This window comes from Nitratireductor sp. StC3, from assembly GCF_003015025.1.
Taxonomy (GTDB): domain Bacteria; phylum Pseudomonadota; class Alphaproteobacteria; order Rhizobiales; family Rhizobiaceae; genus Mangrovimarina; species Mangrovimarina alexandrii.
Map to the genome: position 1 here is coordinate 303295 of NZ_PYBP01000001.1, position 13550 is coordinate 316844.

Annotated in this window: 12 protein-coding genes; 2 read left to right on the forward strand and 10 right to left on the reverse strand. The window is 65.7% G+C overall.

Going from position 1 to position 13550, the window contains the following annotated elements; all coding sequences use genetic code 11:
- The first annotated feature begins 91 nt into the window (after positions 1–91).
- Entirely contained in the window at positions 92–1516 is a 1425-nt protein-coding gene (gene gltX / locus C7T96_RS01505) for a glutamate--tRNA ligase (RefSeq protein WP_106569945.1), read from the forward strand.
- A 204-nt stretch (positions 1517–1720) separates the two neighbouring features.
- A complete protein-coding gene (gene gltA / locus C7T96_RS01510; protein ID WP_106569398.1) occupies positions 1721–3010 on the forward strand; it encodes a citrate synthase in 1290 nt (429 codons plus the stop codon).
- Between the two features lie 47 nt (positions 3011–3057).
- Here gltA and lpxB read toward each other — a convergent pair whose 3' ends face one another.
- The 10 genes from lpxB to frr form a co-directional block, all read right to left on the reverse strand.
- The gene (gene lpxB / locus C7T96_RS01515; protein ID WP_106569399.1) at positions 3058–4239 is read right to left on the reverse strand and encodes a lipid-A-disaccharide synthase; all 1182 of its coding nucleotides are present in this window, start codon (positions 4237–4239) and stop codon (positions 3058–3060) included.
- On the reverse strand, positions 4236–5117 hold the full coding sequence (gene lpxI / locus C7T96_RS01520) for a UDP-2,3-diacylglucosamine diphosphatase LpxI (RefSeq protein ID WP_106569946.1): 882 nt from the start codon (positions 5115–5117) through the stop codon (positions 4236–4238). Before lpxI ends, lpxB begins: the two co-directional genes overlap by 4 nt.
- Positions 5104–5943 (reverse strand): acyl-ACP--UDP-N-acetylglucosamine O-acyltransferase, encoded by an 840-nt coding sequence (lpxA, locus tag C7T96_RS01525; protein WP_106569400.1) that lies wholly within the window; start codon positions 5941–5943, stop codon positions 5104–5106. Before lpxA ends, lpxI begins: the two co-directional genes overlap by 14 nt.
- 12 nt (positions 5944–5955) lie before the next feature.
- Positions 5956–6429, reverse strand: coding sequence for a 3-hydroxyacyl-ACP dehydratase FabZ (gene fabZ, locus C7T96_RS01530; RefSeq protein WP_106569401.1), 474 nt, complete (start codon positions 6427–6429; stop codon positions 5956–5958).
- Positions 6422–7480, reverse strand: coding sequence for a UDP-3-O-(3-hydroxymyristoyl)glucosamine N-acyltransferase (lpxD, locus tag C7T96_RS01535; protein WP_106569402.1), 1059 nt, complete (start codon positions 7478–7480; stop codon positions 6422–6424). The genes fabZ and lpxD overlap by 8 nt, the downstream gene beginning before the upstream one ends.
- 65 nt (positions 7481–7545) lie before the next feature.
- On the reverse strand, positions 7546–9942 hold the full coding sequence (gene bamA, locus C7T96_RS01540; RefSeq protein ID WP_106569403.1) for an outer membrane protein assembly factor BamA: 2397 nt from the start codon (positions 9940–9942) through the stop codon (positions 7546–7548).
- 214 nt (positions 9943–10156) lie between these two features.
- Complete coding sequence (gene rseP / locus C7T96_RS01545; protein ID WP_199190407.1) at positions 10157–11296, reverse strand: RIP metalloprotease RseP; 1140 nt, start codon at positions 11294–11296, stop codon at positions 10157–10159.
- Positions 11297–11359: 63 nt separating this feature from the next.
- Positions 11360–12175 (reverse strand): phosphatidate cytidylyltransferase, encoded by an 816-nt coding sequence (locus C7T96_RS01550; RefSeq protein ID WP_106569405.1) that lies wholly within the window; start codon positions 12173–12175, stop codon positions 11360–11362.
- A 43-nt stretch (positions 12176–12218) separates the two neighbouring features.
- Positions 12219–12938, reverse strand: coding sequence for an isoprenyl transferase (locus tag C7T96_RS01555; protein ID WP_106569947.1), 720 nt, complete (start codon positions 12936–12938; stop codon positions 12219–12221).
- A gap of 39 nt (positions 12939–12977) precedes the next feature.
- Positions 12978–13538, reverse strand: coding sequence for a ribosome recycling factor (gene frr, locus C7T96_RS01560; RefSeq protein ID WP_106569406.1), 561 nt, complete (start codon positions 13536–13538; stop codon positions 12978–12980).
- Positions 13539–13550: the final 12 nt, after the last annotated feature.

A 13550-nucleotide genomic window follows, 5' to 3' on the forward strand; every position in this document is an offset into this window, starting at 1 on the left:
CGGACACCTATGCTACATGAACGCCGATCAAAATCACCCATGCGCCGCCCGTTCGGCGCGGCGGCAGCCCAAGAATCTCCTGGACAGTGCCATGACCAAGACCGTCGTTACGCGTTTTGCGCCCTCGCCCACCGGCTATCTGCACATTGGCGGCGCCCGCACCGCCTTGTTCAACTGGCTTTATGCCAGGCATACGGGCGGGCAGATGCTGTTGCGCATCGAGGACACGGACCGCGAACGCTCGACCGAGGCGGCCACGGCGGCGATCCTCGACGGGCTTTCCTGGCTCGGCCTCGACTGGCACGGCGAGCCCGTCTCCCAGGCCGCGCGCGCCGACAGACACCGCGAGATCGCCGAAGAGCTCGTGCGGCGCGGCGAGGCCTATTATTGCTATGCCAGCCAGGCCGAGCTGGAGGCGATGCGCGAAACCGCCCGCGCCGAGGGCCGGCCGCCGCGCTATGACGGGCGCTGGCGCGACCGCGATCCCGCCGAGGCCCCGGCCGGAATCGACCCGGTGGTGCGCATCAAGGCGCCGCAAACCGGCGAAACCGTGGTCGCCGACCGGGTGCAAGGCGACGTCCGCTTTCCCAACAAGGATCTCGACGATTTCGTCATCCTGCGCTCGGACAAGAGCCCGACCTATATGCTGGCCGTCGTCGTCGACGACCACGACATGGGGGTGACCCACATCATTCGCGGCGACGATCATCTGACCAATGCGGCGCGCCAGACCATCATCTACCGGGCGATGGGCTGGGAGGTGCCGGTAATGGCCCATATCCCGCTGATCCACGGGCCGGACGGGGCAAAACTGTCGAAACGGCACGGTGCGCTCGGGGTCGAGGCCTATCGCGCCATGGGTTATCTGCCGGCGGGGCTGCGCAACTATCTGGCCCGGCTCGGCTGGAGCCACGGCGACGACGAGATCATGTCTACCCAGGACATGATCGGCTGGTTCGAGATCGAGGACGTCAACAAAGGCGCGGCCCGGTTCGATTTCAAGAAGCTGGAAGCGGTGAACGGCCATCATCTGCGGTCGATGGCCGACGCGGATCTGCTCGACCTGCTGCTCGCCACCCTGCCCCATCTGGAAGGCGGTCCGGCGGTGGCCGAGCGGCTCGACGCGGCGAAAAAAACAATGCTGCTGGCCGCCCTGCCCGGCTTGAAGGAGCGTGCCAAGACCCTGGTCGAGCTGCTTGAGAACGCAACCTATCTGTTCGCCGAACGCCCGCTGTCCTTCGACGACAAGGCTGCCGCCCTGCTCGACGCAGCGGCGCGCCAGACGCTGGCCGGTGCCAGGACGGCGCTGGAAAATGTCGGCCAGGACTGGAGCGCGGAGACGGCGGAAGCCGCGATCCGCGGCTTCGCCGCCGAGGCCGGGCTGAAGCTTGGCGCGGTCGCCCAGCCGCTGCGCGCCGCGCTTACCGGGCGCACGGTCTCGCCGGGCGTGTTCGACGTGCTGGCGGTGCTCGGACGCGACGAGAGCCTGGCCCGTATCGGCGACGCCATCGGCTGATCGCGATTTGCGCAACCGTGTCTCCAAAGGGTATTGTGGGTACGGAAGAGCCGGTCGCGCCGGCTCTTTTGCACCGCAGCATCACCCTTTCGGCCTGCTTGGCACGAAACGGGAAATAGGATAGCTAAAGCGCACTTTTGACGCCGCGAAAATTCGTCGCGGCGGTTCCCGTTTGGCTAGCCATTTTAGACGAAGGAGTTCTCTATGACAGATTCCACCGCGAAGCTCGAATATGGCGGCAACAGTATGGATTTGAACGTCAGGCCAGGTTCCGTCGGCCCGAGCGTGGTGGATATCGCGTCACTTTACAGGGATACCGGGATGTTCACCTACGACCCCGGTTTCACCTCCACGGCAAGCTGCGAATCGAAGATCACCTATATTGACGGCGACGAGGGCATTTTGCTGCATCGCGGCTATCCGATCGAGCAGCTGGCCGAGCACGGCGATTTTCTCGAGGTCTGCTATCTGCTGCTTTACGGCGAGTTGCCGACCAAGGCGCAGAAGCTGGATTTCGACTATCGCGTGACGCGTCACACCATGCTGCACGAGCAGATGTCGCGCTTCTTCACCGGTTTTCGCCGCGACGCCCACCCGATGGCGGTGATGTGCGGCGTGGTCGGCGCGCTGTCGGCCTTTTATCACGATTCCACCGACATCGCCGATCCGCACCAGCGCATGGTTGCCTCCATGCGCATGATCGCCAAGATGCCGACCATCGCCGCCATGGCCTATAAATACCATATCGGCCAGCCCTTCATGTATCCCAAGAACGAGCTGAGCTACGCGGCCAATTTCCTGCATATGTGCTTTTCGGTGCCGTGCGAGGAATACAAGGTCAATCCGGTTCTGGCGCGCGCCATGGACCGCATTTTCATCCTGCATGCCGACCACGAGCAGAACGCCTCCACCTCGACCGTGCGCCTGGCCGGTTCGTCGGGCGCCAATCCGTTTGCCTGCATCGCCGCCGGCATCGCCTGTCTTTGGGGGCCGGCCCATGGCGGCGCCAACGAGGCCGCGCTCAACATGCTGGCCGAGATCGGGACGCCGGAGCGGATTCCCGAATTCATCGACCGCGCCAAGGACAAGGACGACCCGTTCCGGCTGATGGGTTTCGGCCACCGCGTCTACAAGAACTACGATCCGCGCGCCAAGATCATGCAGAAGACCACGCACGAGGTGCTGGCCGAACTGGGCATCAAGGACGACCCGCTGTTGGAAGTGGCGATGGAGCTGGAAAAGATCGCCCTGACGGACGAGTATTTCATCGAAAAGAAGCTCTATCCGAACATCGACTTCTATTCCGGCATCACGCTCAAGGCGATGGGCTTTCCGACCACCATGTTCACCGTGCTGTTCGCGCTGGCCCGCACCGTCGGCTGGATCGCGCAGTGGAAGGAGATGATCGAGGACCCGCATCAGAAGATCGGGCGTCCCCGCCAGCTCTATACCGGCGAAAAGTCGCGCGACTACGTGGCGATCGCCAAGCGCTGAAGCGGTTTTGCGCCGGCCGCAAGACCGGTCCCGCTCCAAACGGCGCCTCAGGGCGCCGTTTTTCGTTGGTTCAGCAGGGTCTTGACCGTTTCGGCCGCAAGCTCGCCGGCCGGCCGCTCGGTCGCCATCGCGCGTGCGATCTCGGCGAAGCCGGCGCGCTGGGCCGTGCGCTGCGGCGTGTCGGCGACCAGGCGCTCGAGCTGGCGGGCCAGCAGGTCGGGGCTGACGAACGCGTCGTAATATTCCGGCACGACGGGGTAGTCGGCCACCAGGTTCGGCAGCGATCCGCTCCATGTCGTCAGGAACGAGTAGGCGAACTTGAACAACAAATCGGCCTTGTAGCACGACACCAGCGGCACGCCGGCAAGGGCAAGTTCCAGCGACACCGTGCCGGAGGCGGCAAGCGCGGCGTGGGCCTGGCCGAAAGCGTCGTATTTGCACTGCGTCGTGGTGACGATGTTGGGCACGCTTGCCCAGTCGCGCGTCGTTGTCGCGAGCGTTTCTTGCAGATGCGGCAATGTCGGTATCGTCACGTCGAGCTTCAGCCCGCGCTGCTGCATGAGCGCGACGGTCTTGCCGAACGGCTCGGTCAGCCGCCGCAGCTCCGACCGACGCGAGCCGGGCAGCACCAGCAGCTTGACCGCCTCCCCCGCCATGGCCGGTTTCTTGGCGCGCTGGCGGGCGGCGGCGGCCTTGATGGCGGGATCGTGCACCAGGCGGTGGCCGACATAGGTGGCTGGCGGGCCGCCCAGCCGGCGCAACACGTCGACCTCGAACGGCAGCACGCACAGAACGTGGTCGACGAAGGCGGCCATCCGAGCCGCGCGTCCGGGGCGCCAGGCCCAGACGCTCGGGCATACATAGTGCACGATCGGGATGTCGGGCGCGCGCTTGCGCAGCGACTTCGCCACCCGCAGGCTGAAATCGGGGCTGTCGATGGTGATCAGCACGTCCGGCCTGATCTCGGCAAGCGCCCGTGCCGTGGTGGCGATGCGGCGGGCCAGTTGCGGCAGCCGGGCCACCACCGCCGTAAAGCCCATCAGCGCGATCTCCTCGGGATCGAACAGCGAGCGCAGTCCGAGCCCGGCGAGATGTTGGCCGCCGACGCCGACGAGCTGCGGCGCATGTCCGAAGGCGTCGGCCAGCGCACGCACCAGATCGGCGCCGAGAAGGTCGCCGGATTCTTCGCCTGCGATCACCGCGATGCGAAGCGGTGCGGCGGCGCTCATGGCGCGCGCCCGTCGACCCCGGTCACGAAAAGCCCGAGCCGGTCCGCGGCCTCGATCACCTTGCGCTGGTCGAGAATGATGGAATGCCCGGCCTCGACAGCGATGCCGACCAGGCCGGCCGCGTGTGCGCCTTCGACGCTTTTGGGGCCGATCGTGGGCAGGTCGGCGCGCAACTCCTGACCCGGCTTGGCGCATTTGACCAGCACGCCGCGGCTGCTGGTCGCGATGCGGCCATGCGAACGCAGCCGGGCGACCCGGGCCAGGAGCCCGTCGGTGCCCTCGATGCCTTCGAGCGCGACCACGCGTCCGCCGATGGCGATCGCGGCCTGGCCGATGTCGAGCGCGCCGATCGCTTGCACGGCGGCCAGGCCGGCCGCGATGTCGCGCCGATCCTTGGCCGTCGGCCGCGCGCGCGTCAGCGTCGCCGTCGTCGCCACCAGGTCGGGAAGGATTTCGTGCGCGCCCATCACCGTGAAGCCGCGCCCTTCCAGAAACCCGACAATGCCGCGCAAGATGCCGTCGTCGCCGCGCCCTAGCGTGGCGGCGACGCGCGGCAGCATCGCGATCAGGTCGAACGTCCATTTCAGGCGCGATAGGGCCGGACGGCGCTCGATGGCGCCGGCGAGCACGACATGGCTTGCCCCGGCCTTTTTCAGCACTCGGGCAAGACGGCCGAATTCCTCGAGTTCGATGACCTCATGCTCGAAGCGCCACAGTTCCGAGCCCGGCAGCACTTCGCCGCCGGCAATCACCACGAACGGGTTTTGCCCGCGCTCGGCCAGGCCGACGGCGAGATCGGCCGGCAAACGGCCGCCGCCGGCGACGATTGCCACACGCCGTGGGCGGGCGCCGGTTTCGGCGGCCTCAGGCGTGCTCATCGTCAGCGGCCGCATCGCTTTCCCCTCGCGGTGGTACGCAGAAATAGCGTTTGTCGCGATCGGTCATGAAGGCGACGATCTGCATCACCGCCTCGACGTCGGAAAACTCGGTCCTGACGATATCGAGATTTTCCGTCAGCGGGCGCTGCGGATCGAAAATCCGTCGATAGGCCTCGCGCATGCGCAAAATCTCGGCGCGCGGCATGCCGGAGCGGCGCATGCCGACAATGTTGAAGCCACGCAGCTTGGCCCGGTTGCCGGCCACCATGCCGTAGGGGATGACGTCGCCGACGATCGCCGAGCAGCCGGCCGCGAAGGCCCGGGTGCCGATCCTGACATGCTGGTGGACCGCCGTCAGCCCGCCGACGATGACGTGATCGCCGATCTCGCAGAACCCGCCGAGCGTCGAGCCGTGGGTCAGGGTGACGTTGTTGCCGATGATGCAGTCATGCGCGACATGGGAATAGGACAGGAAATAGCCGTTGTCGCCGATGACGGTCGCCTGGCGCCCGCCGTCGGTGCCCACATGCATGGTCACCGCCTCGCGAATGGTGCAGTTGCGCCCGATCGACAGGCTGGTGCGTCCGCCCTTGTGTTTGGTGTCCTGCGGCTGTCCGCCGAGCGCGGCATGCGGATAGACTTTCGTGCCGGCGCCGATCGTGGTGGCGCCGGTCACTGAAATATGGCTGAGCAGCTCGACGCCGGCCTCCAGAACCACTTCGGGACCGACATGGCAGAACGGACCGATGCGCACGTCGGGCGCCAGGTTCGCGCCCGGCTCGACGACCGCGCTGGGGTGAATCAGATCTTCGGACCGCTTTTGCATGAGGCCGCGTATTCAGCCGTTCTGTTTGGGCGTCATCATGGCGGATATCTCCGCCTCGGCCACCTTGGTTCCGGCGACGGTCGCCACGCAGGCGAATTTGAATATCGCTCCGCGCTGCTTGAGCTTGCGCACGGCGATGCGCAACTGGTCGCCTGGGACCACCGGACGGCGGAATTTCGCGCCGTCGATGGTCATGAAATAGACCAGGTTGGGCGTGTGCTTGCCGGAGTTGCGCACGCAGATGGCGCCGGCGGTCTGCGCCATCGCCTCAACGATCAACACGCCCGGCATGACCGGCATTTCGGGAAAATGTCCCTGGAAATGCGGCTCATTGACGGTGACGTTCTTGATGCCGACGGCCGAATCGTCGCCGTCGACCTCTTCGATCCGGTCGACCAGCAAAAACGGATAGCGATGCGGCAGATGGCGCAACAATGCCTGGATGTCCAGCGTGTCGAGAACTGGATTGGCCTGGGTGTCAGACATCCCGGTTTCCCTTTCGCGCCTTGTTGCCGGCCAGTTTGCGTATCATGTTCACCTCGCGAAACCAGTCCTTGGCGGGCTGGGCGGGCAGTCCCGCCCATTTCTGCCCGGCCGGAATGTCATGCATCACGCCGCTGGCCGCCGCAATATGGACGCCGTCGCCGATCTTGAGGTGATCGGCAATGCCGACACGGCCGCCCAGCATGACGAAATCTCCGATCACGACCGAGCCCGAGACGCCGACATGGGCGGCGATGGCGCAATGCCTGCCGATGCGGACATTGTGGCCAAGCTGCACCAGATTGTCGATCTTGGTTCCTTCGCCGATCAGCGTATCGCTGAGCGCGCCGCGGTCGATGGTCGTGTTGGCGCCGATCTCGACATCGTCCTGGATCACCACGCGGCCGAGTTGCGGCATCTTTTTCAGGCCGCGCGGCGATGGCATGAAACGAAACCCGTCTTGGCCGATCCGCGCGCCGGCATGGATGATCACCCTGTCGCCGATCAGGCTGGCGACAATGCTGGCCGAGGCGCCGACATATCCGTCGCGGCCGATCTGGCATCCCGGGCCGATCATCGCGCCCGGAGCCACGATGGTGCCACGCCCGATCGCAGCGCCCGCTCCGATCACCGCGCCGGCTTCCACGATGGCGCCGGGCTCGATGAGCGCGTCGGCCGCGATATGGGCGGCCGGCGACAGGCCGGTTTCGCCGGTGACGGGCTGCGGCGACGCGGCTGTCGGACACACAATGCCGGCAATGTCGGCAAAGGCCAGGGCCGGCGCCGATGTCGTCAGGGCGGCGATGCCGGCGGGAACACGGGAAACGAGTTCGACCGGGCACAACACGGCGGCGGCCGTCAGCGTGTCGAGCAGCCTGGCATGGCGGCCCTTTTCGACATAGACCAGCGCGCCGGCGCCGCCGTCCTCGGCGGCGGCCAGACTGCTGATCTCGTTGCCTGCAAGCGTGTCGTCGGCCAGCACGGCCCCGGCCAACGTGGCGATCTCGCCGGCCGTATAGCGGCGCGACGGCACGTAGAACTGCGGATCAGCCATTCTGGATCCGAACCCTCGGTCGCGCGGGCCCGGTCGTCCCGGGCTCGCGGTCGCGGATTTCCACCCTAGAAGCGGGTGGAAACGCCGAAGTTGATATTCTGGACCTCGTCGGTCGGCTCCTTGACGATCGGGAACGCGTAGTCGAGGCGGATCGGGCCGAAAGGCGACGACCACAGAATACTGGCGCCGACCGATGCCCGCCACTTCATGCCCGTCGTCGACGGGTCGGCGTCGAGCAGCGTGTTGCCGTAGAGCGTGGCCGCGTCCACGAACAGCGCGCCCTTCAGGCCGAAGCCGTACGGCACCAGCGGCAGCGGGAACTGCGCCTCGGCGGAGGCGTGGAAATAGGTCGTGCCGCCGAGATGATCGGTGGGCGAGGTCAGCGATGCCGGTCCGATACCGCTGCCCTCGAAACCGCGAATGATGCGGTCGCTGTTCTGGAAATGGTCGAACAGGCGCAGGGTCTGGCCGGTCGGGATGATATGACCGGCGCCGGCGACCAGCACGCCGACCACGTCCTGCTCGTCGAGCAGCGTGTGGTAATAGGTGCCGCGTCCGGTCAGCTTGACATACTGGGCGTCGCCGCCGAGGCCGGCGACCTCGACCGAGAAGGTCGAGTAGATGCCCTCGCGCGGGTTCTTCATGTCGTCGATGGTGTTGTAGAGCAGCGTGCCCGAGACCGCCGACTTCACCCACGGGCTCTGGCCGACGGCGGTCACGATCGCCGGGGAGATCACGCAGCCCGGATCGGGAATGCCGTCGGGCGGGGCAACGCCGGTTCCGTTGGTGATGCTGTCGCACGCGCCGGTGAGGCCGTACTCCTCGACCGAATAGGAATAGGCGACCTGTCCGGTGAGCGCCTCGGTGATCGGCAGGCCGAAGCGCACCGTCGCACCCGTCAGCTCGGACGTGTAGTTGTCGAAGGATCGCGTCTGCCGGTAAATGTCGAACCCGGCCGAGATCCGACGGCCCAGGAAATAGGGCTCGGTGAACGACAGGCCGTAATCGCGCGAGCCGTTGCCGCCGCCGACCGACACTTTGATGAATTGTCCGCGACCGAGGAAGTTCTTCTCCGAGATCGATCCCTCGATGTTGACGCCCTCGCGTCCGCGCGCCGAATCGCCCGTGGAATAACCCGCGCCGACGGAAAACTCGCCGGTCGACTTCTCGACCACGTCGACGACCAGATAGACCTGGTCCGGCTGCGATCCCGGCACGGTGGAGATGTTGACGGCGGTGAAATAGTCGAGCCGTTCCAGGCGCCGCTTGGCGCGCTGCACCAGGACCTGGTTGAAGGCGTCGCCCTCGCTGATGTCGAACTCGCGCCGGATCACATAGTCGCGCGTGCGGTCATTGCCGCGGATCTCGATGCGCTCGATATAGGTGCGCGGACCCTGGTCGATCGAATAGACGACCGAGATGGTGCGGGTTTCGAAATCGCGATTGCCGCGCGGGGTCACCTGGGTGAAGGCGTAGCCCATGCCCACGGCGCGCTCGGTCAGCGCGATGATCGTGTCTTCCACGTCCTTGGCAGAATAGACATTGCCGCGGCGGGTTTCCAAAAGCGAATCGAACGCGCCGGTGTCGATGCCGTCGAGCGTGGTCTCGATGGAGACGTCGCCGAACGTGTAGCGGTCGCCTTCCTCGATCGTGATGTTGACGTTGTACTCGTTGGCGGTCTCGTCGAGCTCGGCCGAGGCGGAGATCACACGGAAATCGGCATAACCGCGATTGTAGTAGAAGCGGCGCAGCGCCTCCTCGTCGGCCCGCAGCCGGTTTTCGTCATAAACGTCGTCGCGGAACAGGAAGGACAGGATGTTGGACTTCTTGGTCGAGATCACGTCGCGCAGGCGCCTGTCGCTGTAGGCGTTGTTGCCGACGAAATTCACCGCCGCGATCTTGGTGCGGCCGCCTTCTGTGATCTCGTAGACCACGTTGACACGGTTTTCGCCGAGATCGATCGTGCGCGCGGTGACGATGGCGTCCTCGCGGCCGATCTGCGCATAGGCCTGGCGAATGGTCTCCACGTCGGCTTCCATGGCCGCGTTGGAGAACGAGCCCCGCGCCCGCAGCTGCACGGCGCGTGCAAGGTCGGCGTCCTTGAGTTTGCGATTGCCCTGGAAGATGACCTGGTTGACGATTGCGTATTCGTCGACTTCCACCACCAGCGTCGAGCCGCGGAAATTGATGCGCACGTCGGCGAACAGGCCGGTGCCGAACAGCCGCTTGACCGCCTCGTCGATGTCGGCGCCGGAATAGTTCTGGCCCTGGCGGATATTCAGGTAGCTGCGGATGGTTTCGTTGTCGACGCGGCGGTTGCCGCGAATGTCCACCGACCGGACCACGGCCGCTTCGGCGACCACGACGCTGGCCATCTGAATTGCCAAAGAGCCGGACACAATCATGCCGGCCGAAAGAGCGGCCGCCGACGCGGCGCTCAAAAATTTCCTAGTTGCCTTCATCGGGCTAAATTACCTTGTTCTCGTAGTCCCCACGGCGAGAAACCGGATATCTGATCGTGCCTGATACCCTATTACCCGGAAATTCCATACACGCAAGGCTTCTGGTTAATTTGCATTTACTAATCCGCCCTGCGTGGCTTTCACGTCACGCAATTTGACGGAAATGGTAAATGGCTAGTCAATCCAATACGCTGTCGCCCGCCGTTCTCGTACCTCAGCACCCGAATATGTCGTTCCAGAAAACGAATCCCATGAACACCAGTACCAGCAGCAGACCGACCCGGTAAACCGCCTCCGTCACGCGCTCCGACACCGGCCGCCCGGTCGCTGCCTCAACGGCATAAAACACGAGGTGGCCGCCGTCCAGCGGCGGGATCGGCAAAAGGTTTAGCACACCGATGCCGACGGACAGAAGCGCGACGAGTTGTATCAACCATTCGAAGCCCTTGCTTGCCGCCTTGCCCGCCATGTCGGCGATGCGCACGGGGCCGCCGAGCTGGCACCGGTCTTCACGCCCTGCCACAAACCGTTTCAGAAATTGACCGGTGCGTGCGATGATATAGCCGGTTTCGGTGACCGCTTCGCCGACGGCTTCCAGCGGGCCGTACTCCACCGCGCGCGGCTGTCCGGCCTCCGGAGAGCTGACGACCCCGATGATTCCGACCTTGATCGTGTTGCCGAGCGCGTCGGTCTGTTCGGTGCTTTCCGGCGTCGCGCGCAGCAACACCTCCTCGCCCTCGCGCAGCATAACGAAAGTCAATTCGTCGCCGGCGCGACCGGAGACGAGCCGCTGCACGTCGGCGAAGGTCTCGACCTTGCTGCCGTCGACGGAGACGAAGCGGTCGCCCGGCAAGAAGCCGGCAGCGTCGGCCGGGCTCTCGGCGCGAACTTCCGACACCACCGGTTCGGAGACGAAACGGCCATAGGCGGCAAACATCACCGCAAACACCACGATCGTCAGCAGGAAATTGAACAGCGGGCCGGCCACCACCGTCGCCGCGCGTTTCCACACCGGCTGAAGGTGGAAGGCGCGCGCGCGATCGGTTTCGCTGAGCGTCTCCATCTCCTCGGTGTCGGGCTGGCTGGTGGCGCTCATGTCGCCGACGAACTTGACGTAGCCGCCGAGCGGAACGGCGGAGAGTTTCCAGCGCGTGCCGTGCCTGTCGGTGAAGCCGATCAGTTCCGGACCGAAGCCGATCGAAAAGGCGTTGACGCCGATGCCGCACAGCCGGCCGATGAGATAGTGTCCCATCTCGTGCACGAACACGACCACCGTCAGCACGAACAGAAACGGCACGATGGTCCCGATCAGAAGACCGTTCGTGCCGATGATCGAATCCAGCATGCCGCCCACTTCCATTTCTTTATTGTCCCATCCATGCGTTGGGCTGTGTGTGCGGCAAGGCCGCGCCGCCGCTCAGCCGGATGCGAAGGCGGCCAGGGGATCGTTCGGTCCCGAAGCGGCCACGCCGATCAGGTAAAGGGCAATCACGGCGGCGACAAGACCGTCGACGCGATCCATGACGCCGCCATGGCCCGGAATGAGGTTGGAGGAATCCTTTGCGCCGAACCGGCGCTTGAGCCAGGATTCGAACAGGTCGCCGATCTGCGAGAGCGCGCTCAACAGCACGATCGACAGGATCGCCAGCCAGCCGACACGCAGCCCCGCCGCCATCGCCACGCCGAGCCCCGCGACCACCGCGAACAACACGCCGCCGAACGCCCCGCTCCAGGTCTTGCCGGGCGAGATCGCCGGCGCGAGTTTCGGCCCGCCCGCGATTCGGCCGACGACATAGGCGAAAATGTCGGTCGCCCACACCACCGCGAACAAGAACAGCACCGCAACCAGGCCCGCGGGCGCGTCGCCGCGCAGGGCACTCGCCGCGATCACCGGCAAAAGCGCATAGGCGACGCCGCCGGCGCCCCAAGCGCCCTGCCCCGCGACCAGGCCCGAGACCAGCGCCAGCCCGATGCCGGCGGCCAGCGCGACAAGCACCGTGGCAGGCGGCAGGCCGGCAAGCACCATGACGAGCAGGACGCACGCCACCGCGCAGAGCAGCGCGAAATGCGCCCGGTGGCGGCGCTGGCCGCTCAACAGGCACCATTCGACGAAAATGGCGCCGCCGACGGCCACGGCAAGCACACGAAAGGCCAGGCCGCCCAGATAGGTCAGGCCGAGCGCGACGCCGGCCAGCACGAGGGCCGAGAACAGCCGCAGGTAAAAATTGCTCATCGCGGTGCCCGGCGCCCGCTCGGCAACACGCCCGGTCGGGCGCTCACGAGGCCACGTCCCTGGCGGCGACGCCGCCAAAGCGCCGGTCCCGGTTTTCGAAGATCTCGATGGCGGCGAGCAGGTCGTCGCGGGTGAAGTCGGGCCAGTGGCCCGGCAGGTAGACCAATTCGGCATAGGCGGCCTGCCAGAGCAGGAAATTCGACAGGCGCTGGTCGCCGCCGGTGCGGATGATCAGGTCGGGATCGGGGATGCCGGCCGTGTCGAGATAGGCGGCGAACGTGTCTTCCGTGATCTGCTCGGCGGTGATCTCGCCGCTCGCGGCCATGCGGGCGATCTTGGCTGCGGCACGGGCGATCTCGTCGCGCGCGCCGTAATTGAAGGCGATCACCAGGTTCATCGCGGCATTGTCGCGGGTCAGCGCCTCGGCTTCCTCGAGCAGCGCCTTGATGTCGGGTTTCAGGCCCTTGCGGTTGCCGATCACGCGCACCTTGACGCCGTTTTGGTGCAGTTCGGCCAGGTCGCGCCGGATGAAGAGCTTCAACAGCCCCATCAAATCGTTGACCTCGGAGGCCGGGCGCGACCAGTTCTCGGAGGAAAACGCATAGACCGTCAGCCAGCCGATCCCGGCTTCCCCGGCCGCGCGCACGGTCTTGCGCAGCACCTCCACGCCGGCGCGGTGGCCGGCGGTGCGCGGCATGCCGCGCGCCTTGGCCCAGCGGCCGTTGCCGTCCATGATGATCGCGATATGGGCCGGTTTGGTCATCGTCGCCTTCCAGATCAGCAAGCAGCCCCGTTTGCCCGATCACACATGCATGATCTCGGCTTCCTTCTCGTCAAGCACGCTGTCGATCGAGGCGATCGTGTCGTCGGTCAGCTTTTGCACCTGATCGGAGCGCGACCGCACCTCGTCCTGCCCGAGCTCGCCGTCCTTCTCCATCTTCTTGAGCCCTTCCATGCCGTCGCGCCGCACATGGCGGGCGGCGACGCGGGCGTTCTCGGCATATTGGTGGGCGATCTTGACCAGTTCCTTGCGCCGTTCCTCGTTGAGTTCGGGAAGCGGGATGCGCAGCGTCGTGCCGTCCACGATCGGGTTGAAGCCGAGATTGGATTCGCGGATCGCGCGGTCGACGGCGCCGACCAGGGTCTTGTCCCAGACCGAGATCTGGATCATGCGCGGTTCCGGCACGGTCACGGTGCCCACCTGGCTGATCGGCATCGGCGAGCCGTAGGCCGTCACCATGACCGGGTCGAGCAGATTCGCCGATGCGCGTCCGGTCCGCAGGCTGGCCAGATCGTGCTTGAAGGCGTTTACCGCCCCCTCCATGCGTCGTTGCAAGTCCTTGAAGTCATAAACGCTGCTCATTGTCTGGCTCCG